Origin of the sequence: Clostridioides sp. ZZV15-6598, assembly GCF_020657705.1 — a bacterium.
Taxonomy (GTDB): Bacteria; Bacillota; Clostridia; order Peptostreptococcales; family Peptostreptococcaceae; genus Clostridioides; species Clostridioides difficile_F.
Window position 1 is genome coordinate 36,443 of the sequence record NZ_JAGWCS010000005.1, and the last position, 22,940, is coordinate 59,382.

A 22,940-nucleotide genomic window follows, 5' to 3' on the forward strand; every position below is an offset into this window, starting at 1 on the left:
CTCCTGCGAATATTAAGCGTTTATTCAACACTATACTAAATATTATATATTAAAATTACAAAATTATCTATTTATCTTAATTATATTTTATAAAACAAAAATATTATGCTTATTTAACAAAATAAAGAGTCATACTCAGTATATCTTCCTTATTTTGACTTTTGATAGTATTCTACTGTTATATTTTTGCCCTCTCTAGATAATAATATATATATAATTATACAGTATATTTATTTTTATACAAGTCTAATAACGAGGTGAAATAATGGACAATTTAAAAGAGACATTGTTAAATGAACTACCTAATTTTAAAGAATATTCTTCAAAGTTATTAAATGGAGAAATAAATAAAATGCAATACAAAGGTTTTTCTGGTGGATATGGAGTTTATGCTCAAAGAGACAAAAAATCATTTATGATAAGACTTCGAGTATCTGCTGGAGTATTGTCGAAATCTCAACTTGAAAAAATTTATCAAATGGCTACCAAACATAAACTAGATAAAATACATTTAACAACTAGACAAGCTATACAATTACATGACTTGTCTATAGACTCTATAGTTGATATTATGGAAGAAGGAATAAAAAATGATATCTTCACTAGAGGCGGTGGTGGTAACTATCCTAGAAATGTAGGCTTATCTCCATTATCAGGAGTTGACCCTGACGAAGCTTTTGATGTTACTCCTTATGCAGTTGCTACTGATAAATATTTTATCAAAAATGCTACTACATATCACTTACCTAGGAAACTAAAAGTTTCTTATTCTAGTTGTTACACAGATGCTGCCCACTGTAGTATACAAGACTTAGGATTTGTAGCTACTCTAAAAAATGGCGAACCATATTTTAGAGTGTTCTTAGGTGGAGGTTTAGGTAAACAACCTAAAGTTGCTTTAGAACTTGATGAAGTTATAAAACCTAAAGATGCATTATATTGTGTAGAAGGAATGATTAAATTCTTTATGGCTCATGGTAATTATGAGAATAAAAACAAAGCTAGGGTTAGATATATGGTTGAAACTCTTGGAGAGAAGATGTTTTTAGAAAAATTTAAAGAATACTATAAATTAGAAAAAGAAAAGGGTAATCTTGAACTTAATGTTGAACAAATTGACTATTCTAAATCTGGAGTTAAGATAGATTTACATGATTCTAATTTACATGACTCTAGGTTAATAGCTCAAAAACAAGATGGTTTATATACTGTATATATACATCCGATTGGAGGTTTACTATATACTAAAGATTTAAAATTTTTACTTCAAAAGTTAGATAATATTAAAAATCCTATGATTAGATTAGGTATGACAGAAGGATTGTACATCTTAAATTTAGATGGAAATGAAGCAAAAATGATATTAGAAATAAGCAAGACTATAAGTTGTAACTCTCAATTAGAACAGAGTGTGTCGTGCATAGGTGTTCCTATTTGCCAGATGGGTATACAAAATAGTCAAAAAATGTTACATGAGATAATAGATTATTTTAGATTACAAAACAATGAAGAAGTTTTAAATAAAGCTCCTAAACTGTATATTTCGGGATGTCTAAATTCATGTGGTGTTCACCAAATTGGTAGTATAGGATTATGTGGTAAAAAGAAAAATGTCAATGGTGTATCTACTGATGCATTTGAATTATTTGTTGGAGGTAGTTTTGAAATAGGTAAGACTAGACTAGGAAAATCTCTAGGAGATTTTAAAGCTAGTGACCTTCCAAAAATGCTTTATGAAATAGCCGAACTTTCATCAGGAACTTTTTATGAATGGATAAATTCAAATGATGATTTATTAGATAAAATAACTGCTAAGTATAAAATATAATTTAACATAATTAATTAAAAAAGTGAGATAGCTATAGCTATCTCACTTTTTTAATTAATTACGTCTTTATACTATTTATAAACTATCTTTGATAAATCACAAATTTCTAACATAGTATCATATATTTGTTTAAGTAAACCAAGTCTGTTATTTTTAATTGCTTCATCATTATCCATAACCATAACTGAATCAAATAGGTTATCAACTACAGGTCTTAAAGATGCAAATTCATCTAAAGCAGTACCGTATTTCTTGTCTTTTAATAATTCTTCTACCCTTACTTTTACTTGCTTAAATTCATTATAAAGCTTAATTTCAGCATCTTCTTTTAATAGATTTTCGTCAACTTTATCACATTCTGCTTTTTGAGCCAAAGTAGAAACTCTATTAAATGCAGTAAGCATTTCCACTAATTCATCTTTTTCTAGCCAATTATTAAGCTCTAAAGCTCTCATATGCATATCAGAAATATCATTGATATCAGAACTTAAAACAGCATCAACAACATCATATCTTATACCTAAATCTTTAAATAGATTTTTTACTCTTTCATTAAAGAAGTTCATTATTTGTTCAACAACTTCTCCTTTATTAAAATCTAATTCAGAATAATTATCTAAAGCATGTCCAATAAGTACTTTTAAGTCTACAGCTACTTTTCTATCCATAAGTATACTAAGTATACCTAAAGCTTGTCTTCTTAAAGCATATGGGTCTTGAGAACCTGTTGGCTGTATTCCTATAGCAAAAAATCCTGCTATTGAATCTAATTTATCCGCTATTGATAAAGCCACCCCTGCATTAGTTTTAGGAAGAATATCTCCTGCAAATCTTGGTAAATAATGTTCAAAAATAGCTTCACTTACAACATCATTTTCTCCTCCAACCTTTGCATATTCTTTTCCCATAAAACCTTGTAATTCGTCAAACTCTCCTACCATTCCAGTAACTAAATCTGCTTTAGATAATTTAGCAGCTCTCATAGTGTCTGCCTTTTCATCTGCTAATCCTAAACTATCAAGTATATCAGCACTTAGTTTTTCAAGTCTTAAAGTTTTATCATAAATAGTACCTAATTTTACTTGGAAAACAACAGTTTTTAATTTTTCTATGTAGCTTTCTAAGTTTCTCTTAGTGTCTTCTCTATAGAAAAATAAAGCATCAGCAAGTCTTGCTTCTAAAACTTTTTCATTTCCAGCTTTAACATTATCTATTCTGTAAGAGTCTCCATTTCTAACAGCGATAAAGTTAGGTAACAGTTTTCCTTCTTTAAGTACTGGAAAATATCTTTGATGTTGTTTCATAGGTGTTATAACAACTTCTTTTGGTAGTTTTATATAATCTGTATTAAATTCGCCATAAAAAGCAGTTGGATATTCAACTAAGTAAGTTACCTCTTCAAGTAAATCTTCATCAAGCTCAACTTCGCCACCTAAAGAGTTAGCTACTTCTATACATTGTTTTCTTATAATTTCTTTTCTCTTATTTTGGTCTAAGACTATATAATTTTTCTCTAATTTTTCAAAATATTCTTCTATAGAATTAACTTCTATTGTACTTTCTCCTAAGAATCTATGTCCTTTTGTTACATTAGAAGATATTATTCCTTCTAAATCAAATTCTAATACCTTATCATTTAACAATGTAACTATCCATCTTATAGGTCTTGCAAATTTAAGGTTTTTTCCTCCCCAACGCATAGCTTTTGGGAATACTACAGATTTTATAGTTTCTGGTAATATCTCTTTTAACACTTCTGAAGTGTCTTTCCCAGCTTGCTTGATAGTAGCAAAAATATATTCATCTTTTCCAACTTGTTTAAAATATATATCAGATTCACTTAATCCTTTACTTTTTATAAATCCTAAAGCTGGTTTTGTGAAATTATTTTCTGCATCAACAGCAATCTTCTTGGCAGGACCTTTTATTTCTTCTTCTAAATCACTTTGCTTATCACTTAAACCTTCAACTACTAAAGTCAATCTTCTTGGTGTTCCATAGGCATCTATTTTATTAAAAGATATTCTATTTTCCTCAAATAATTTATTAAGATTGTTTTTTAATTGTTCTAGTGTACTACCCATAAATCTTGATGGCATTTCTTCAACACCGATTTCAAATAAAAGATAATTTTTCATTATTTGTCACCGTCCTTTAAAAGAGGGAATCCCATTTCTTCTCTTTGTTTTACAAAAGTTTCTGCAACAGTTTTAGCCATATTTCTAACTCTACCTATAAATGATGCTCTTTGACTAACACCTATTGCTCCTCTTGCATCCAGTGTATTAAATGCATGAGAACATTTTAATACATAGTCATATGAAGGTATTACAAGACCACTTTCCATAAGTCTTAGTGCTTCTTTTTCATATATATCAAACAGATTAAACAACATATCTGCATCACATAATTCAAACGCATACACTGAGTTTTCATACTCAGCTTTATTAAACACTTCGCCATAAGTTATTTTATCATTCCATTTTAAATCGTAAACACTATCAACTTCTTGAATGTACATAGCTAATCTTTCTAATCCATATGTAATTTCTCCTGTCTCAAGCTCACATTCAATATTACCTACTTGTTGGAAGTATGTAAATTGAGTTATTTCCATACCATCTAGCCAAACTTCCCATCCAAGTCCCCAAGCACCAACTGTAGCAGCCTCCCAGTTGTCTTCAACAAATCTTATATCATGTTCATTTGGGTCAATTCCAATTTCTTTTAAGCTCTCTAAATACAATTCTTGTATATTATCTGGAGATGGCTTTAGTATAACTTGGAATTGATGATGTTGATATAATCTGTTTGGGTTTTCACCATATCTTCCATCTGCTGGTCTTCTTGAAGGCTCTACATAGCATACTTGCCAAGGCTCAGGTCCTAATGATCTTAAAAAAGTATTAGGATTCATAGTTCCAGCACCTTTTTCAACATCATAAGGTTGCATCATGATACAACCTTGCTTTGACCAGTATTTTTGCAATGCCAGTATCATTTCTTGAAAATTCATAAAAATCCCTCCTATAACAATAAAGCCTCTCGTCTACACGAAAGGCTATTTTAATAGTTCTTCTACAACTTTTAGAATATCAAATTCTATAAAATTTGTCAATGTTAGTGATAATTCTTATAATTATCTTCTTTTCATTTTTTAAAAGTCACTTTATATCTATTTATTTTCGTCTTCGTTTTCATTATTCTTTTCAGATTCTTCTTTCATAAGATCAGCAGTTACATCTTTATCATCTTCTTTTTTATCAACTACTACATCTTTTACATCTTTAGCTGCATTAGTTATCATATTCTTCAAAACATGAAGTTTTTCTTCATTTAATTCACCTAAATCTACAATTTCTCCATCTTCTTCATTTTGAACTTTTATACGATATTTACTTATAACAGCTGCTGATAAACCAACTAGAGTAGCTAGTGGTACAAAAGCTAAGCCAACAACTCCTACTGTTAAAGGAATATTCATCATAGTTTTTCCATCTTTTTCAACTATTACTCTTACAACACTACTTTTTTTAAGAAGTTCTTTTAATTGATATTTTATATTTTCTCCATCTTTACCAAATACTTCTTCCATAGTTTCTTTAGCAGATTTAGCTTTGCAATTACAAGTATTTTTTTTATTTTCTAAATATATTACTGCCTCAATTACATCTCCATTGCATTCCACTAATGCTTCTTTTGCTTCTGCATAAGTTGCTCCTGGAACTCTTTCAAAGACTGAATCAACCATTTCAATAGTTATATTACTACTCATTATTATCCACTCCCTTATTGTTTTTTACACTTTGTAATACGTGTAATGATTTTAGATTAATATTATCAACATAAACTTTCAAATATTTTTCTAAGATATTTTCGAGTTCATGTGTTATATATTTTGATACTTTAGCTTTGCTACATGTTAAAATATCATTCCTTAATACATATTCCATGAGACTAACAGTTGTTAAATCCAATTTTATATTATTATCAAAAAGTGTATTACACTTACTACATAGTATACCACCTTCATAAACATTAAACATAGAATTTTGCAAAATTTTACTTCCACAATTAATACATTTATTTACTATCGGTTTAAACCCTATATAGTCCAAAAACTTTAACTCAAATGCAGCTGTTATAAATCTATTATCTGTATTCTCTTGTGTATATAAATACAGCGTTTGTGCAAGTAATATAAATAACCTATTATTAGTTTGATTTTCAAGTATAGAATTTTCAACTAATTTTGTAATATATGTAGCATAAGAAAATGCCTCTATATCGTAGGATATATTATAAAAACTTTTTATGATTTCACTTTGAGTAACCTTGTACATATTTCCTTGTTTTTTTAAAGTAAAATTGCTATAAGAAAATAACTGTGATGATGAAAGTAAAGAGCTCTTATTTTTTTTAGCTCCTTTTGCTATTGCAGATACTTTTCCAAGCTTTCTCGTAAACAGAGTAAGTATTATATCACTTTCCTTGTACCTTATAGCTTTAAGTACTATCCCCTGGGTGTTCAGGATTATCATCGTCTTCTTTTTTCTCCCTTACTTCTTCGACTTCTTCACTTAGGTTTTTGCAATCACAGAAATATAGATATGCATCTATACTACCTGTTTTTTTAAAAACTTCCCAACTGATATTGTTCATTTTTAAAAAACCCCCTTCTTACATTTATACTTATATTTTTAGTAAGAAGAGGATAAATCATACATAAAGTTATTAAACAATTTTTGACAATAATGCTGTCGTTATTATAAAATAAACTGCTATACCAGTTATATCAAGAGCTGTAGATATAATTGGTGATGAAACTGTAGATGGGTCTGCATCCATCTTTTTTAATAAAACAGGCATAAATGCACCTATTGTTGCACCCAAAACCATATTTATAAATAATGATATTGAAACAATTAATACAATATCTAATTTTTTCATAACAAAGTAAATTACAATACCTGTTATTACACTACACAAAAGACCTGTAATAATTCCTACAATACCTTCTCTTACTACATTGCTAAAATTCAAATCTTTGTTAGACAGTGTTATTACTGTAACAGATGATGATTGTGTTCCAATATTACCACCCATACCTATTACTACAGGTATAAAAAATACCAACGGAGCATATATAGGATTCATTATATAATCTAAATTAGAAAGTATTAAAGAAGCCAATAGACCTCCAATTAATGTAATAATTAACCATGGCAATCTACCTCTAAGAGCTGATATTGTCTGCTCTTTCAATGTAGGATTTTCCTTTTCAGCAACTTCTCTTTCATGTTCTGAACTTCCTGCAAACTTATACATATCTTCAGTTGCTTCTTCTTCCATAACATCTATTATATCATCTACTGTTATTATCCCTTTTAACTTTTCTTGTCTATCTACCACTGGAATTGCTATTAAATTGTATTTCGATACTAGCCTAACTGCTTCTTCTCTATCTTCATCTACATAAACAGAGATTATATTTTCACTCATTAAATCTTCTACGATATTTGCATCTCTCGCTATTATTAACTCTCTTAATGATAATACTCCAACTAGCTTTTCTTCATCATCAACTACATATATATAGTAAATAGTCTCAGCTTCATCAGCTTCTTCTCTCATATGTTCTATTGCCTCAAGAGCTGTCATATCTTTATTTATAGAAATATATCCAGTGGTCATTGTTCCACCAGCAGAGTCTTCATCATAGAATAATAATTCTTTTACATAGTCAGCGTTTTCTTGATTTAAAAGATTTATTATATGTTCTCTTTCTTCTTCTTCAAGCTCACTAAGTTTGTCTGCCATATCTCCAAGAGACATAAGTTCAAGTATGTTTTTTGCATGTTCTACATCTAACTTAGATAAAATACTAATAAAAAACTCTACACTACCTTCTTCTAATATAGAAGATGCCATATCCAAAGGAAGAACTTCAAATAATTGAATTTTCATGTCTTCCTCTAAATTTTCCATTATATCGAATATATCAATTATATGATATTCCTCTATTAATTCTCTTAACTCCAATACTTTATTATTATCAATTAATGATTTTACTTCATATAATAAATCTTGGGAAGCATCCAGTTTCCTATCCATATAACCCACCTTTATTTATCATTATATCCAAAATTATTTATATAATTTTGTAAATTTCTCCAATTCTCTTTAACCTTAACCCATAATTGAAGATTTATTTGTGAACCTAAAAGTAATTCTATATCTTGTCTTGCTGATTTACCTATTCCTTTTAGCTTCCTACCATTCTTTCCTATTATTATTCCCTTATGTGAATCTCTTTCGCAATATATTACAGCAGATACATCTACTATTTCTTTATCATTTCTTGCTTTCATTTTTTCAATTTCAACAGCTACACCATGAGGTATTTCATCATTAAGATAATGAAGAACTTTTTCTCTTATAAGTTCTGCTATTAATACTCTCTCTGGTTGGTCTGTAATCATATAATCTGGAAAATACTTTGGTCCTTCTTCTAAGTAATTTTGTATAACTTTTATTAGAGTATCTGTATTTTTTCCTTTTAATGCTGATATTGGTACTATCTCTTTGAAAATACCTTCTCTATCATACATTTTTATTATATCAAATAATTCATCTTTTTGGCCTAGTTGGTCTATTTTATTTACAACTAGAATTATTGGTGTCTTAACAGATTTTAAATCCTCTATTATTTTTCTATCTCCAGGACCTATTTTTTTAGAGTCATCAACTACAAATAATATTAGGTCTACATTTTTAAAAGCTTCTGTTGCTGCCTTTACCATAAATTCACCTAATTTATTTTTAGGTTTGTGAATACCTGGTGTATCTAAAAATACTATTTGAGTTTCTTTATCTGTATAAACTGCTTGTATTGTATTTCTTGTAGTCTGAGGTTTATCACTCATTATAGCTATCTTTTCCCCTACTACATTATTCATTAAAGTAGATTTCCCTACATTTGGTCTACCTACTATACTGACAAATCCTGATTTGAACATTAACTGTCTCCTAACTTTTATCTTCTTGTATTTAACTATTTTAAATTCATTTTAGTTTTTTAATTTATTTTAAATCATTTTCAGAGAAATAGTTTGGTAGCAAATCTTTTATATCATGCTCAAACACCTCTCCTTTAGTATATCCTGTTATTATTTTTATATCAGAACCAAACTCTATAATTACTTGTCTACATATTCCACAAGGATATGTTTGCTCATTATTCTCTGAGTTATCACTTGCTATAGCTATTTTATATATATCTTTATCACCTTCTGAAATAGCCTTAAAAATAGCTGTTCTTTCTGCACAATTTGTTCCACCTAATGATGCACATTCTATATTACATCCAGTATAAACTTTTCCACTCTTAGTTAAAAGAGCTGCACCCACTCTAAAACTTGAGTAAGGAGCATAAGAATGTTGTCTAGCATCTTCTGCCAACTTTAACAATTCTCTGTTGTCCACAACATCTCCTCCTGCATACACTTATTAGAATTTATTTTTATTTAATACTCTACATTATATCATAAAAATTTAATTATCACAGATTTGTTTCATTTTAAATATTTTATGTACATTCATTTTAATTATAAAACATTCCAAGCTGAAATACTAATATTGCTATTAACACGCCTAACAAAGCTCCTGCTATGGTTTCCCAGAATGTATGTATTTTTCCCTCAATCCTACTTTGAGCAACTAATACAGCCATTATATATGCAAGAGTAGATGCAACTACTCTTTCTGTCATAAGTGTAATTGCAGTTGCTATAGCAAATGCTAAAGCAGCATGACCACTTGGCATACCTCCTTTTAAAGGTGTCCCTGTTGAAGTCAACGCTTTTACTACTACAACAGCTATAAGAACCAACAATATACATATCAAGGTTATATGCAATTCTGATTCTCTTATCTTATAAATTAGCATCCCAGATATATCTGTCAATTTATCATAAAATAAAATATATCCAACCACTACTGAATTTAATGCTGCTACTAGTACACCCCCTGCTGCAACATCTTTTGCTATTTTTGCAAGTACATGATATTCATCGGTTACCAAGTCTACTGCTTTTTCTATAGCTGTATTAAACATCTCAGCAACTACAACTAAACATATAGACATTAACAACATTATCATTTCCAGTTTTGAAAAGTTAAAAAATAAACTTATTATAAGCACAGCAACTGAGCCTAAGTAATGTATTTTCATATTCCTTTCAAATTTAAATGTATATAATATTCCTTCTATGGCCGCATTAAAAGCTTTAATTATACCTTGACGAGTTTTTCCTGGTTTCATAAAAATTACTCCCTTGTTATGTTTAACTTATTTAATATGTATTCTTCTTTTTCTCTCATTTCCTTTGTATTTTCATCTGTATCATGGTCATACCCTAAAAGATGAAACATACTATGACATATTAAAAAACATACTTCTCTTTCAAAGCTATGATTATATTCTATGCTTTGCTCTAAAGCTCTTTCAAGAGACACTACTATATCTCCTAAAGATTCTTCTTCCAATTCAACATCTTCAAAATCATCACTTAAAAGAGGAAATGATAAAACGTCAGTTGGTCTATCAACTCCTCTATATTCTCTATTTAATTCATGAATCTCTTTATTATCTACAAAAGAAAGACTCACTTCATAATTATCATCATATCCTTCATAATCCAAACACTCTAAAATTATATCTTTTATTTTTTCTATTAGCTCTTCATTCACTTCTAATTTATCTTGTCTATCATCTAATATCAAATCCATTAATTACACCTACTTTTTATTCATTAATAATACTATACATCTATATTACTACACTTTTACTTTCTTTTGAAAGTCTTTTCCTGTATTTTCATTTTTTTGCGCTCTTCTTTTTTGAATTCTTCTTTTTTATCATGCTTCTCATAAGCTCTTATTATTCTCTGCACTAGCTCATGTCTGACAACGTCTCTGTCTGTTAACATTATAGAACCTATCCCTTGAACTCCCTTAAGAATCTCTGTAGCTTGTATAAGACCACTTTTTTTATTTTGTGGCAAATCTGTTTGTGTTATATCACCTGTAACTACAGCTTTAGAACCAAATCCTAATCTAGTTAAAAACATTTTCATTTGCTCAGAAGTTGTATTTTGAGCTTCATCTAATATTATAAAAGAATTATCAAGAGTTCTCCCTCTCATAAATGCAAGTGGTGCAACTTCTATAGTACCTCTTTCTAAATATTTATTAAACTTATCAGCACCCAACATTTCAAATAACGCATCATATAATGGTCTTAAATATGGGTCAACTTTATCTTTTAAATCTCCTGGTAAAAATCCTAAACTTTCTCCAGCTTCCACTGCTGGTCTTGTAAGTATAATTCTACTAACTTCATCTCTTTTAAAAGCTTTCACTGCCATAGCCACAGCAAGATAAGTCTTTCCTGTTCCAGCAGGTCCAACACCAAAAGTTATATCATTATTTTCTATAAGCTTTATATACTCTTTTTGCCCTAAAGTTTTAGGTTGGACAGCTTTCCCTCTTTGAGTTATAACAATTGTACCTTCAAGTTCTTTTATTTTTTGCTCACTACCTTCAAGTAAAAGAGATAATGAATAAGAAATGCTTTGTTTATCTAAATGCTTACCATTTGATACAGTTTGATGCAATTCATTCATAAGTTTTAATGCAGAATCTACATTTTTTTCTTCTCCTATTAAAATTATATTACCTTCTCTAAGTATTACATCTATATTTAAAGTTTTCTCTATCAATTTTACATTTTCATCAAAATTGCCAAATAACTCTCTTTCAAAATTGCCATCTGCTATCGTAAATTTTTTTTGTATTATCAATTGAATTAATCCTCCTCAAGTTTTAGGTTAAATTTTATTAATTGTTGTTACTATTATTATTTTGACTATTGTTACTATTTTGATTACTATTATTTCCATCAGAATTATTTTGGTCGTTATTATCTTTATTATCCTCATTAAATTCATTTCTTATATCATTTATTGGTCTTTTTTGTGGATTAGAAGGAACTTCCTCTTCTCCTTCTTTTGGTTTACTATCTTCCTTTATAAATCTTTCTGCCTCTGATTTACTAAGAGGATAAATTTTAGCAATATTTTCACTAGTTTGAACTGTTATTAAATATTCTAACATATTTTTATTAACTTTATAGCTATGTTTTACATCTATTATTCTAGCCGAAGCTGGTATTATGTATTCTAATTCTTTTAAAGCTTTTTCAGATAATTCTTTTTTCAACTCTTCTTTATTCTTTTTCACTTCAACTTTTTTGGTTTCATAAAAAGTACTCGTCTTTATTTTTATAGGAAAAGTATAATCTCCTATTGAAAGTCTTTTTTCTTTATTTTCAACAACATAATTCTTATATTTTATATTTTTTCTAATTGTAAATTCTTTATCATAAAAACTTATTGTGTGTACTTTTTTCTTTTCTCCAGTTTTTTTATTTACAGTATCTACATAGCTTGCCTTTTTAGTAGATTCATAAAAAGTACTTGCCCATACTTCTGGTATTGATTTTGTATTAGCACCATTTAGTAAAACATCACCCTTTTGGACTATATCTCCAGATTTAACAACAGACTTACCACTTCTAGGGATTACCTTTTCTATTATACCATTTTTTAAAGCAATTACATTACAATAATTTGATTGGTCTGTAGATTTTAAGGATTCAGCTTTTTTTGTAACAGTAACAAATATATTGGTCCCTTTTACATTAATAGATAAATATGCAACATCATTAAATTTTGACATCATATGGTCTCTAACTTCTTTTCTATCAATACTCTTTTTATATACTCCTGGTCTTACTCCAACTTTATAAAGTTCACTTCTAAGAACTTCTTTTTTTATACCTTCTGGAGATTGTATATACACATCCGTTACAAATTGTGATGTTGACATCAATAAAAGTAAAGAAACAATAGCACAAATCCACATACCTTTGTGCTTATAAATTCTTTTAATAATAAAAGGAACTCCTGTTTTTTGTTTTACCTTAATATCAAATTTACTCCCTCTATAAATATTCTTAAATTCTTTTATATCTTGTCTATTTATATTAAACTCGATTTTAGTATTTTTTATTCTAGTTACATTGTAAACATTTATCCCATTTCTTATAAGATGATTTAAAAATTGTTCAAGTCCTACTCCTTCCACAACTATAACATAGTATCCCCTTATAAAACTTATCAAGTGTATCTCCTCCTAATCAACATACTCCACATTGTATATAATTCCCTTTATACCTATCTCACTGTCAGTAATATACTTAAGTGAAAGTTTATCCCCAGATATTTTAATTGTTTTTACCTTAGTCTTTATTTTTATTAAATCAACTTCATATTCTAGTATTGATAGATAATTTTCTATACTCATAAAAGTATTACTTGTAACAGTAACAACTGGTTGATTTACTTGTAAATCAGTGGATATTTCTAACATAAGCATTACCCCCTTAATTAATTTTATGCTTAAAATAGGTATTTATGCACTTTATTGATACTATCATGAAGTAGTTTTAAATTTTTTTAGACAGTAAATACCTAATATTTAATATATTATTTAAACAAGAAAAAGGTAATCATATTGATAAAAATCAACATGATTACCTTTTTACTTTTTTTTATATAAAATCTAAAAAGTATACAATTTTTTTATTAGTCTTGCTCTATTAAACCATATCCACCTGCTTTACGCTTATATACTATATTTATTTCAAAATTATCTTGATTTCTAAACATATAGAAGTTGTGTCCTACCAACTCCATTTGAAGAATTGCCTCTTCTGAACTCATAGGTTTTACATTAAATTTCTTTCTTCTTTCTATAACTATATTTTCATCTTCCTCATCATCATAATCATAATCATTAAATTCGCTACTATTATCTATAAAGTCAATATTTTCAAATCTTATACTCTTATTATTTTGAATTTTGTCTTTAACCTTAGTCTTATACTTTACAACTTGTCTACTTAATTTGTCACAAACAATGTCAATTGCTGCATATAAGTCCTCTTCTACGTCTTCTGCCCTTATTATTTGACCATTAATAGGAATTATTGTAACCTCCACTTTCTGTCTATCCTTTTTCGCACTTACTGTTACTTTCACTTCTGATTCAGGATCAAGGTATTTTTCTAACCTACTTAATTTTCCATCTACGTATCCTTTTATTCCGTCAGTTAATTTCATTTGTCTCCCAGATACTATTATTTGCATAAAAACCTCTCCCTTCGAGCCTTTCCAATTCTAATACTTTAATATGTTAATCTTTAAATATATTTTTGATACATTTATTATATTTAAATTAATATAATTGTATATGAAAATGATTATTTTTAATAGTCTATTTATTTTTTATTTGATATGATATTATTAAAAGTACGGGGTAATTTACAAAACCTTTACATTCTATCTATTAATAAACCATATAAAATAATTCAAAAATCCAGCATAAACCAACCACAGCAGATAAACCAAATTTATATATCCAGCTCTCTTATCTATTTTAGAAAATTTTAAAATAACTATTATAGAAACCATAATCATTATTATTATGTCTATTAAAGCTGTAAATCTAAGTCCAAATCCGAAAAATAATATACTCCAGACAAAATTTAATGCAAGTTGCAATCCATAATAAAATACTGCATCTCTTACTTTAGGCAAGTTGTAACCTTTTTTTAATATTAGGTATGAAGATATACCCATCAATATGTACAATATAGTCCAAACAATAGGGAAGATAAAAGCTGGTGGTGCAAAACTTGGTTTTGTAAGTTGTAAATAGTACGTTGAAATATCTGTTCCACTAATCAACATGGTCAAAATACTACTTAAATAACCTATTATTAATGGTATTGATATGTTTATCAAAAAATTTCTAATTTCCTTTACCGATATAATCAAATTTTTCCCCTTCTTTCAAAATTTTCTTTGATTATAGATATGCTCAGATATGACTTGTTATTCTCAAAAATTATAAAAAGCCTAGAGATTTCTCTCTAGGCTATATCAATCTATTGTAAGTTTTGTTTTACCAACTTATTTATAAGTTTTCCGTCAGCTCTACCCTTAACTTTTGGTTGAATAACTGACATTATTTTTCCCATATCTTTCATAGATGTTGCTCCTACTTCAGATATAGTACATTTTACAATTTCTTCTAACTCTTCTTCGCTTAATTGTTGAGGTAGGTACTCTTTTAAAACTTCAATTTCAGCTTCTGTTTCTTTTATTAAGTCTTCTCTTCCAGCTTTTTCAAACTCAACTAATGCATCTCTACGTTGCTTTAATTGTTTTGCTATTACATCGATAATTCCATCTTCATTAAGTTCAGTTCTATTATCAACTTCATACTGCTTTATGGAAGCTCTTATTAAAGTTACTACAGATTTTCTCACTGTATCTTTGTTTTTCATCGAAGATTTCAAATCCTCTTGTAACTTTTGCTTAAGGGACATCCCCTTCACCTCTTTATTCTTATTTACTACTATTTTTTAGCGTTTTTTCTTCTTGCTGCTTCAGCTTTTTTCTTACGCTTAACGCTTGGCTTATCATAGTGCTCTCTTTTTCTTACTTCTGACATGATGCCAGACATTGCACATTGACGCTTAAATCTTCTTAAAGCGCTGTCTAATGTTTCATTTTCTCTAACTCTTACTTCTGACATTTCTTTTTCCCTCCCTCCAATAGCGCAATTATGCTGGGACTGTAACTATGTTCTTTTTGCATAATATGCATTACAACCTAACACTTTGTTTATTATAAACTAAATTTTTACTTTTATCAAGTATTTTTATCAAGAAGGAACTCAATTTTTCAATAATTTAGTTTAGTTTTGTTCTGCTTCGTAATTAGGAAGCTTTTTACCTGCTAAAATATGATAGTGCAAATGTTTAACTTCTTGCCCTCCATCGCTTCCACAATTATTTATGATTCTGAATCCAGTTTGGTCAAAACCTTTCTCTTTAGCTATTTTATTAATAACAACATGAATATGTGACACAATATCCATTTCTATATCAGGAATATCAATTACACTATCATAATGTTTTTTAGGTACAACTAATATATGATATGGAGCAACTGGGTTCAAATCATTAAATGCCAATACTCTTTCATCTTCATAAACTTTAGTTGAAGGTATTTCTCCGTTCGCTATTTTACAAAATATACAATCCATTTCCTTCCACCTCCTATCTTATAAATATTATAATTTCTACACGTTATAGCAAAATTCCTTCTACATATTCATTTTTTACATCATTTATTTTTACTTTTAATATCTGACCTTGTATGTTTTTGTCACTTTCAACAACAACTCTTATATAATTTGAAGTTAGTCCCTCAAACTTATTGCCCTCTATATTTTGTTCAAATAAGACTTCTAATTCACTACCAATAAATTTAGTTGCAAATTTACTAAAGTTTTCTTTGCTTAAATTTAAAAGTTGTTCACTTCTAAAGTGTTTTATTTGAGGGTCAATCTGATTTTCCATAGTTGCAGCTGGAGTTCCTTTTCTTGGAGAATATTTAAAAATATGCATTTGTGAAAGCTCTATATCTTTTAAGAACTCGTATGTTTGTTTAAATTCCTCATTTGTTTCTCCTGGAAAACCTACTATTACATCTGTAGTTATTGCTACGTTTGGCATTTTATCTCTTAATCTATCCACAATAGTCTTATACTCTGAAGTTGTATATCTTCTGTTCATTCTTTTTAGAGTTTCATCACATCCACTTTGAAGTGATAGATGGTAATGAGGACAAACCTTCTCCATCTTTAAAACTTCATTCACAAACTCATCAGTAAATAAAATTGGTTCAACAGAGCTAAGTCTAATTCTCTCTATTGCCTCTATTTCATTTATTTGTTTTATTACATCAAGAAGTTTAATATCCTTATCTTTTAAATCTTTTCCATAAGAGGCTACATGTATTCCTGTTAATACGACCTCTTTATAGCCATTTTTAGCCAATTTTTTCACTTCATCAACTATACTATCAATATCCCTACTTCTAACACGTCCTCGGGCATAAGGAATGATACAATAGGTACAAAATCTGTCACATCCATCTTGAATTTTCATAAATGCTCTAGTCTTTCCATTAGTCTGGCTGATTTCTATTTCTTCAAAGGCTTTTACCTTCATTATATCGTCAACTGTGCTAACTTTTTTACTTGCATCTATCTTTCTAATCTCTTCAACAATCTTTCTTCTATCATTTGTACCCATGACTAGGTTTACTTCTTCTATATCCAAAATTTCTTCTGGAGATACTTGTGAATAGCATCCCACAACAGCTATTATTGCATCTGGATTTTTCTTTTTAACTCGTCTTATATATTGACGAGATTTTCTATCACTCATATGAGTTACGGTACATGTATTTATAACATAAACGTCTGCATATTCTTCACTATTAACTTGTTCATATCCATCTTTTTCAAATAGTTCTAGCATAGCTTCAGTTTCGTATTGATTGACTTTACACCCAAGTGTATAAAAAGCTACTTTTTTCAATTTATTATTCTCCTCCTAAATCACTTAGCTCATACAAAGCTATTGTTGATGCTACAACAGAAGCTGTCTCAGTTCTCAATATTCTAGGTCCTAATGATACAATACTGCAATTATCTTTTTGAACTTGTTCTATTTCTTCCTCAGCAAAACCACCCTCTGGCCCTACAAAAATTCCAACCCTATCTATATTAGAATCACAATTTTTAAGTGCCTGTTTTATTGAGACAGTTCTTTCATTTTCATAAGGGCAGATATTTACATCATTTTTTTTCATATCTTCTAAAGCTTCTTTGAAACTTAAAACACCTCTTAATTTTGGGATTTTGCCTCTTTTACTTTGCTTTGCAGCTTCATAAATTATTCTTTCCCAACGTTCAAATTTTTTATCTTCTTTTTTATCATCAACTTTAGCAACACTTCTCTTAGTTTGAACTAATATTATTTCATCTACACCTACTTCAGTTAATTTTTGAAGTATCATTTCCATTTTTGGAGCTTTTGGAAGACCTTGATATAACTTTATCTTAAGTTTAGATTCTCTATTTACATCAACTTCTTCTAAAATTTTTAAATTAACCATATTTTTTTCTATATTTGTTATCTCACAAATGTACTCATTATTATCTTTATCACATATCTCAAGTTTTTCTCCTAGTTTACATCTTAAAACTTTTGAAATATGTTTTACATCTTCACCTTCTATAATGCAGGCTTTGTCTTGTGAATTTATATTATTTTTTTCAACAAAGAATCTATCCATTACATTCCACCCTGCCTTTTACTTTTTAAGTTTAGAAACTATTGCCGACCATTCCCCTAGTTTTTGAACCTCAACTATTTCAAATCCATTTTCGATTAAACTTTCTTTAACTTCCTCTACTTTATCCAAAATTATACCTGAAGATATAAATATAGCATCCTCTTTCATAAAATTTTGCACATCTTTTGCAAGTATTTTTATTATATCAGCTATTATATTTGCAACTATAACATCAGCTTTATCTTTTATTACATCTGTTAAATTACCATGCATTACAGATACATTTTCTTCAACTTTATTTTCAATCACATTTTCTTTTGCAACTTTTACTGCAACTTCGTCTAAATCTACAGCTACAACTTCTTTTGCTCCTAATTTAGCTGCTGCTATTGCAAGAATTCCACTACCACAACCAATATCAAATACTTTAGAATCTTTATTTACATATTTCTCTAATTCTCTAATACACATACTAGTAGTCTCATGTGTTCCTGTACCAAAGGCCATACCAGGGTCAAGCTCTATTATCAAATCGCCTTCTTGCATATCATAATCTTCCCATGTAGGTTTTACTACTACCCTTTGTCCTACTTTTGTTGGTTTATAGTATGCTTTCCATGCATTTGCCCAATCAGCTTCATTTACTTGGTCTAATGAAACACTTCCTTCACCTATATCTATACCAAAATCTCTTAGTCCTAAAACTTTTTGCTTTATAATTTCGACAAATTCCATTACATTTTTTTCTTCGGATACATAAGTCTTTATTAGCACATCCTCTTCTTCGTTCTTTTTAAATACTTCTTCTTCTACATAATCCCAATCTAATTCATTTTTCTTTTGGAATAAGAAATCTTTTGGGTCTTCTATTACAGCTCCTCCAGCTCCTTGTTCATATAGTATATTTGTTATTGGTTCAACTGCTTCTGTTGTTGTTTTTATAGTTACTTCTATCCAATTATTCATAAGTTTACCTCTCTTTTCTATATTAATTTTCCTATTTTTCCATAACTTTTATTATATCATAAATATCATACTTTTTTGTTTTATAAATTTTTTATTGGTCTACATCTATATTATAGTAAATTTACTTACTTTATAATAAATTGTCTAACTTATTTTTAGCTCTTTACTTGATTATACTTTTCCATATAATACATTTTAAATATTGCACATTATATTTATTATATATAATCCGCCAAGATATACATTTTAAACAAAAAGTTTTGGTTATTTTATATGTTCCCTACAATAAAATCATCTGATATTATATAATTAAAATTTAAATTATTAAGGAGAATTACAATGTCAGAAGTAATATTAAAAGATATATCAAAACTTTATTCTAATGGATTTAATGCAGTAAAAAATATAAATATAGATATCAATGATAAAGAGTTCATCGTTTTAGTAGGACCATCTGGTTGTGGTAAATCAACAACACTTAGAATGATTGCTGGTCTTGAAGAAATATCTTCTGGAGAATTATATATAGGAGATAAGCTTGTAAATGATATAGAACCAAAAGATAGAGATATAGCAATGGTTTTTCAAAATTATGCTTTATACCCTCACTTATCTGTTTATGAAAATATGGCATTTGCACTTAAACTTAGAAAAATGCCAAAAGATGAGATAGATAAAAAAGTTAAAGAAGCCGCTAAAATATTGGATTTAGTCTCTCTTTTAGATAAAAAACCTAAAACATTATCTGGAGGTCAGAGACAAAGAGTTGCTTTAGGACGTGCAATAGTTAGAAACCCTAAGGTATTCTTAATGGATGAACCTCTATCTAACTTAGATGCAAAACTGAGAACTGCCATGAGAACAGAAATAACTAAGTTACATCAACAACTTGGAACTACATTTATTTATGTAACACATGACCAAGTTGAAGCTATGACTATGGCCGATAGAATAGTGGTAATGAAAGATGGTGTGGTACAACAGATTGCAACTCCACAAGATGTATACAACTATCCAGCTAATGTGTTTGTTGCAGGATTTATTGGAGCTCCACAAATGAACTTTATTAATGTTACATTAATAGAAGAGAATGAAGAAATATATGCTAAAAACGAATACATTAAGATAAAATTAAATAGAGAAAAACACTATGATTTAATAAAAGACAACTATATTGGAAAAGAAGTTATTATGGGTATTAGACCAGAAGATATACATATAGAAGATACTTTTGTTAAAGCTAATCAAGATACTTGCTTTAAATCAACAGTTGAAATAAAAGAACTTATGGGTGCAGAGACTTATGCTCATTTAAAATTAGATGTAAATACAATAACAATTCGATTTGACAGCAAAAATAGAGTTGATGTTGGTGATAGTTTAACTCTTTCAGTTGATAATAATAGAATACACTTATTTGACAAAGAAACTGACTTAGCTATAAGATAATAGTATAATCTTATTTCTAAGGAGACTTTATGGAAGACTTGAAAAGTTTTTTTGAAAAACAACTCAATAAAAAAATAAATATTTACCCTTATAAAAATCAAAGTTTAGATGCCAATAGTCATTTAGTTACTTTTAATGATACTGTTTATGTTATTGATTTTTTAGATGAAAATAACTTAGATAATCTAAATGGTCACTTTTATTTAATTTATCAGCCACATATAGATTTTGAATATCTAAAAGGTATTTTTTATAACTTATATGATGATATAAATATAATGCAACAAAGTAGTTTTTTTGTAGTAAACTCTAAATATAACTTAGATATTAATGTAACTACACAAAATATAATTGAAACTGAAACCTATCAAAGTACTTATATTTTTTATCTTGGTGAGTTGGATAACAAATCTGATTTTAATTTTAGAGTGCAGTTATGCTCTGATTTACTACCTCATATTGTAAAAGATAATGCTAAAGATAAATTTTTAAATTTATTTGACCTCATTAGGTATAAAACTTTAGACCTAATTAACAAAGACGATGTACTTAATAGACTGATAGACTTCAATAAGATAAAATCTATTGATGAAGAGCTTCTATCTACAGGAATAAAATTTATAAATAATGACTTAAACATCTCTAAAACATCTAGTGATATGTTTTTACATAGAAATACACTAGTGTATAGACTGGAAAAAATTAATGAAATACTCAACCTTGATTTAAAAAATTTTGAAAATGCAATGATTTTTTATCTAAGTGTAAAATCTTATTTTCTATATAAAAAAATTTAACTACTAAATTAAGCAGAAATTTTGGATATTAGTTCAAACTTCTGCTTAATTTTAATTCAAAATATTGTATACCTATAAAGTATTCTGTATTTCAGGTTTATGAATATTCAATCAATCATGTTTTACAAATAATATTTTCAAATTTATTAGATACTAAACCTATTAAATCCATAAATTCACTATTTTACTTTTCTTAATTCTTTATTTAAAACGAAATTCAATAAAAAACTTATTGTACCTAAAATCACCATAACATATCCTAATATTTTAAATTGACCTGATGTTATAGTTGATTCAAATACCATTCCAAGCAATACAGTAGCAAAAATAGAACCTAAATAACGACTAGTTTGAAACAGACCAGATGCTGTGCCTATGCTCTCAGGAGGACTTTCTTTAAACATTGAAGATTGTAAGGCTACATTACCAACCCCATAACTAATACCTGCTAATGATAAAATTATTCCCTTACCTATTACTGGTATTTGAATAAAAATTACAGAAAGAAGTATTGCACTAATCAACATAAAAATTGATGACATTATAAGAGGTACTCTAGTTCCAGATTTGTCTATCCATTTTCCAGTCAGTGGAGATATGAAAATTCCTATACCAGACATGAACAACATAAATAGTCCAGTTGACTTAGCACTGTAATGTAATGCATCTTGAAAATAACTTGGAAGACCAAAAAATAAGATATAATTGAAGAAGTTTAATATAATAAACTGTAAATATACTTTTGATAACTTTGGATTACTCAAAAAAAGTTTAATATCTATAAATGGTAATCTAGTTCTCAATTCATGCCAAATAAAAATGCACATCAAAATTAATCCTAGTACAAATTGCTCTAAATTAAAAGACTCCTTAGCTGACAATAAGAATAGTAATATAAAAATCATTGCAATTGAAAATAAAGCTATACCAGCAATATCTAATCTTGATAAAACATTCTTAAAAGTCTCTTTTATACTTTTTTTCTCTTTTACTTCTTTTGGAAATAAAAAATAGCCTAGACAAATGGCAATCATCACAATTGGTATATTTACAAGAAATATAGCACGCCATCCACCTAAATCAAGCAATACTCCACCTAAAGTTGGCCCTAATCCTGCTGTAGTTGAAGCGAAAATAGTTAAAACTGCTAATGCAGAAGATTGTCTTTCCTTTATATTATTTTGTATAAGAGCAACTCCAGATGGATACAATGTACTTGTTCCAATAGCTTGAATTACTCTTATAAAAATCAACACAAAGAATGATTGAGTAAATGGTACCATAAATGCTGACAAACTTACGAGTATTAAACCACTTAAAAATAAAACTTTTCTACCTATTAAATCTCCAATCTTTCCTGAAACTGGCTGTGCAATAGCACTAGCTAAATAAAAAGCTGAAACCATCCAAGACACAGTTGTAAAACTAATATGAAAATCGTTTTGTATGCTATGTAAGGCAAGCGAAATCATAGATGAATTAAGAGGATTCAGCATAGTCCCTGAGCCTATAGCCACTAAAAAAAGAGTTCTTTTAGCATTTATCTTACTCATATATCAT

General features: G+C 28.4%; 25 protein-coding genes. 3 read left to right on the forward strand and 22 right to left on the reverse strand.

Translation table 11 applies throughout. The features are described 5' to 3' along the window. The first annotated feature begins 265 nt into the window (after positions 1-265). A complete protein-coding gene (locus tag KGF50_RS01675; RefSeq protein ID WP_227846521.1) occupies positions 266-1,828 on the forward strand; it encodes a nitrite/sulfite reductase in 1,563 nt (520 codons plus the stop codon). A 71-nt stretch (positions 1,829-1,899) separates the two neighbouring features. Here KGF50_RS01675 and glyS read toward each other — a convergent pair whose 3' ends face one another. The 21 genes from glyS to prmA form a co-directional block, all read right to left on the reverse strand. After that, entirely contained in the window at positions 1,900-3,966 is a 2,067-nt protein-coding gene (glyS, locus tag KGF50_RS01680; RefSeq protein ID WP_227846522.1) for a glycine--tRNA ligase subunit beta, read from the reverse strand. Beyond that, entirely contained in the window at positions 3,966-4,844 is an 879-nt protein-coding gene (gene glyQ, locus KGF50_RS01685; protein ID WP_227846523.1) for a glycine--tRNA ligase subunit alpha, read from the reverse strand. Before glyQ ends, glyS begins: the two co-directional genes overlap by 1 nt. 159 nt (positions 4,845-5,003) lie before the next feature. Beyond that, positions 5,004-5,603 (reverse strand): DUF4342 domain-containing protein, encoded by a 600-nt coding sequence (locus KGF50_RS01690; protein ID WP_227846524.1) that lies wholly within the window; start codon positions 5,601-5,603, stop codon positions 5,004-5,006. Beyond that, positions 5,596-6,369: a DNA repair protein RecO gene (gene recO / locus KGF50_RS01695; protein WP_227846525.1), complete on the reverse strand. Its 774-nt coding sequence runs from the start codon at positions 6,367-6,369 to the stop codon at positions 5,596-5,598. Before recO ends, KGF50_RS01690 begins: the two co-directional genes overlap by 8 nt. Next, the gene (locus KGF50_RS01700) at positions 6,335-6,490 is read right to left on the reverse strand and encodes a YqzL family protein (protein WP_227432598.1); all 156 of its coding nucleotides are present in this window, start codon (positions 6,488-6,490) and stop codon (positions 6,335-6,337) included. The genes recO and KGF50_RS01700 overlap by 35 nt, the downstream gene beginning before the upstream one ends. A gap of 72 nt (positions 6,491-6,562) precedes the next feature. Further along, positions 6,563-7,942: a magnesium transporter gene (gene mgtE / locus KGF50_RS01705; RefSeq protein WP_227846526.1), complete on the reverse strand. Its 1,380-nt coding sequence runs from the start codon at positions 7,940-7,942 to the stop codon at positions 6,563-6,565. Positions 7,943-7,953: 11 nt separating this feature from the next. Next, positions 7,954-8,847: a GTPase Era gene (gene era, locus KGF50_RS01710; RefSeq protein ID WP_227846527.1), complete on the reverse strand. Its 894-nt coding sequence runs from the start codon at positions 8,845-8,847 to the stop codon at positions 7,954-7,956. 64 nt (positions 8,848-8,911) lie between these two features. Then, positions 8,912-9,313, reverse strand: a complete 402-nt coding sequence (locus KGF50_RS01715) for a cytidine deaminase (protein ID WP_227846528.1) — start codon at positions 9,311-9,313, stop codon at positions 8,912-8,914. 118 nt (positions 9,314-9,431) lie between these two features. Continuing rightward, a complete protein-coding gene (locus KGF50_RS01720) occupies positions 9,432-10,151 on the reverse strand; it encodes a diacylglycerol kinase (protein WP_227846529.1) in 720 nt (239 codons plus the stop codon). A gap of 5 nt (positions 10,152-10,156) precedes the next feature. Next, the gene (gene ybeY, locus KGF50_RS01725; protein WP_227432593.1) at positions 10,157-10,618 is read right to left on the reverse strand and encodes an rRNA maturation RNase YbeY; all 462 of its coding nucleotides are present in this window, start codon (positions 10,616-10,618) and stop codon (positions 10,157-10,159) included. A gap of 56 nt (positions 10,619-10,674) precedes the next feature. Next, positions 10,675-11,691, reverse strand: coding sequence for a PhoH family protein (locus KGF50_RS01730; protein ID WP_227482837.1), 1,017 nt, complete (start codon positions 11,689-11,691; stop codon positions 10,675-10,677). Between the two features lie 37 nt (positions 11,692-11,728). Beyond that, complete coding sequence (gene yqfD, locus KGF50_RS01735) at positions 11,729-13,072, reverse strand: sporulation protein YqfD (RefSeq protein ID WP_227846530.1); 1,344 nt, start codon at positions 13,070-13,072, stop codon at positions 11,729-11,731. A 12-nt stretch (positions 13,073-13,084) separates the two neighbouring features. Continuing rightward, positions 13,085-13,321, reverse strand: coding sequence for a YabP/YqfC family sporulation protein (locus KGF50_RS01740; protein ID WP_227432590.1), 237 nt, complete (start codon positions 13,319-13,321; stop codon positions 13,085-13,087). Between the two features lie 215 nt (positions 13,322-13,536). Beyond that, on the reverse strand, positions 13,537-14,100 hold the full coding sequence (gene hpf / locus KGF50_RS01745; RefSeq protein ID WP_227846531.1) for a ribosome hibernation-promoting factor, HPF/YfiA family: 564 nt from the start codon (positions 14,098-14,100) through the stop codon (positions 13,537-13,539). 192 nt (positions 14,101-14,292) lie between these two features. Beyond that, positions 14,293-14,790: a TspO/MBR family protein gene (locus KGF50_RS01750; protein ID WP_227846532.1), complete on the reverse strand. Its 498-nt coding sequence runs from the start codon at positions 14,788-14,790 to the stop codon at positions 14,293-14,295. Between the two features lie 110 nt (positions 14,791-14,900). Next, positions 14,901-15,344, reverse strand: a complete 444-nt coding sequence (locus KGF50_RS01755; RefSeq protein WP_227828215.1) for a GatB/YqeY domain-containing protein — start codon at positions 15,342-15,344, stop codon at positions 14,901-14,903. Positions 15,345-15,373: 29 nt separating this feature from the next. Next, positions 15,374-15,553 (reverse strand): 30S ribosomal protein S21, encoded by a 180-nt coding sequence (gene rpsU, locus KGF50_RS01760; RefSeq protein ID WP_003416618.1) that lies wholly within the window; start codon positions 15,551-15,553, stop codon positions 15,374-15,376. Positions 15,554-15,715: 162 nt separating this feature from the next. Further along, on the reverse strand, positions 15,716-16,066 hold the full coding sequence (locus KGF50_RS01765) for a histidine triad nucleotide-binding protein (protein ID WP_227432586.1): 351 nt from the start codon (positions 16,064-16,066) through the stop codon (positions 15,716-15,718). Between the two features lie 43 nt (positions 16,067-16,109). Further along, a complete protein-coding gene (mtaB, locus tag KGF50_RS01770) occupies positions 16,110-17,408 on the reverse strand; it encodes a tRNA (N(6)-L-threonylcarbamoyladenosine(37)-C(2))-methylthiotransferase MtaB (RefSeq protein ID WP_227846533.1) in 1,299 nt (432 codons plus the stop codon). Between the two features lie 4 nt (positions 17,409-17,412). Then, positions 17,413-18,168 carry a 16S rRNA (uracil(1498)-N(3))-methyltransferase gene (locus KGF50_RS01775; RefSeq protein ID WP_227846534.1) on the reverse strand — a complete coding sequence of 252 codons (756 nt, stop codon included), beginning with the start codon at positions 18,166-18,168 and terminating at the stop codon, positions 17,413-17,415. An 18-nt stretch (positions 18,169-18,186) separates the two neighbouring features. Next, on the reverse strand, positions 18,187-19,134 hold the full coding sequence (gene prmA, locus KGF50_RS01780) for a 50S ribosomal protein L11 methyltransferase (RefSeq protein WP_227846535.1): 948 nt from the start codon (positions 19,132-19,134) through the stop codon (positions 18,187-18,189). Between the two features lie 339 nt (positions 19,135-19,473). Between prmA and KGF50_RS01785 the strand changes: the two genes are divergently transcribed. Further along, positions 19,474-20,583, forward strand: coding sequence for a sn-glycerol-3-phosphate ABC transporter ATP-binding protein UgpC (locus KGF50_RS01785; protein WP_227846536.1), 1,110 nt, complete (start codon positions 19,474-19,476; stop codon positions 20,581-20,583). Between the two features lie 29 nt (positions 20,584-20,612). Continuing rightward, the gene (locus KGF50_RS01790; RefSeq protein WP_227846537.1) at positions 20,613-21,380 is read left to right on the forward strand and encodes a PucR family transcriptional regulator; all 768 of its coding nucleotides are present in this window, start codon (positions 20,613-20,615) and stop codon (positions 21,378-21,380) included. Positions 21,381-21,559: 179 nt separating this feature from the next. Here the strand turns inward: KGF50_RS01790 and KGF50_RS01795 are convergent, their stop codons facing one another. Next, complete coding sequence (locus KGF50_RS01795) at positions 21,560-22,933, reverse strand: MFS transporter (protein ID WP_227846538.1); 1,374 nt, start codon at positions 22,931-22,933, stop codon at positions 21,560-21,562. Positions 22,934-22,940 lie beyond the last annotated feature (7 nt).

Excerpts from the sequence above, each read along its gene's own strand:
- hpf (WP_227846531.1), bottom strand. The coding sequence starts at position 14,100 with ATGCAAATAATAGTATCTGGGAGACAAATGAAATTAACTGACGGAATA.
- recO (WP_227846525.1), bottom strand. The coding sequence starts at position 6,369 with ATGATAATCCTGAACACCCAGGGGATAGTACTTAAAGCTATAAGGTAC.
- KGF50_RS01720 (WP_227846529.1), bottom strand. The coding sequence starts at position 10,151 with ATGAAACCAGGAAAAACTCGTCAAGGTATAATTAAAGCTTTTAATGCG.
- glyQ (WP_227846523.1), bottom strand. The coding sequence starts at position 4,844 with ATGAATTTTCAAGAAATGATACTGGCATTGCAAAAATACTGGTCAAAG.
- KGF50_RS01785 (WP_227846536.1), top strand. The coding sequence starts at position 19,474 with ATGTCAGAAGTAATATTAAAAGATATATCAAAACTTTATTCTAATGGA.
- KGF50_RS01775 (WP_227846534.1), bottom strand. The coding sequence starts at position 18,168 with ATGGATAGATTCTTTGTTGAAAAAAATAATATAAATTCACAAGACAAA.
- glyS (WP_227846522.1), bottom strand. The coding sequence starts at position 3,966 with ATGAAAAATTATCTTTTATTTGAAATCGGTGTTGAAGAAATGCCATCA.
- ybeY (WP_227432593.1), bottom strand. The coding sequence starts at position 10,618 with ATGGATTTGATATTAGATGATAGACAAGATAAATTAGAAGTGAATGAA.
- KGF50_RS01765 (WP_227432586.1), bottom strand. The coding sequence starts at position 16,066 with ATGGATTGTATATTTTGTAAAATAGCGAACGGAGAAATACCTTCAACT.
- rpsU (WP_003416618.1), bottom strand. The coding sequence starts at position 15,553 with ATGTCAGAAGTAAGAGTTAGAGAAAATGAAACATTAGACAGCGCTTTA.
- KGF50_RS01795 (WP_227846538.1), bottom strand. The coding sequence starts at position 22,933 with ATGAGTAAGATAAATGCTAAAAGAACTCTTTTTTTAGTGGCTATAGGC.
- mgtE (WP_227846526.1), bottom strand. The coding sequence starts at position 7,942 with ATGGATAGGAAACTGGATGCTTCCCAAGATTTATTATATGAAGTAAAA.
- KGF50_RS01690 (WP_227846524.1), bottom strand. The coding sequence starts at position 5,603 with ATGAGTAGTAATATAACTATTGAAATGGTTGATTCAGTCTTTGAAAGA.
- prmA (WP_227846535.1), bottom strand. The coding sequence starts at position 19,134 with ATGAATAATTGGATAGAAGTAACTATAAAAACAACAACAGAAGCAGTT.
- KGF50_RS01675 (WP_227846521.1), top strand. The coding sequence starts at position 266 with ATGGACAATTTAAAAGAGACATTGTTAAATGAACTACCTAATTTTAAA.
- KGF50_RS01755 (WP_227828215.1), bottom strand. The coding sequence starts at position 15,344 with ATGTCCCTTAAGCAAAAGTTACAAGAGGATTTGAAATCTTCGATGAAA.
- KGF50_RS01740 (WP_227432590.1), bottom strand. The coding sequence starts at position 13,321 with ATGTTAGAAATATCCACTGATTTACAAGTAAATCAACCAGTTGTTACT.
- KGF50_RS01700 (WP_227432598.1), bottom strand. The coding sequence starts at position 6,490 with ATGAACAATATCAGTTGGGAAGTTTTTAAAAAAACAGGTAGTATAGAT.
- KGF50_RS01790 (WP_227846537.1), top strand. The coding sequence starts at position 20,613 with ATGGAAGACTTGAAAAGTTTTTTTGAAAAACAACTCAATAAAAAAATA.
- era (WP_227846527.1), bottom strand. The coding sequence starts at position 8,847 with ATGTTCAAATCAGGATTTGTCAGTATAGTAGGTAGACCAAATGTAGGG.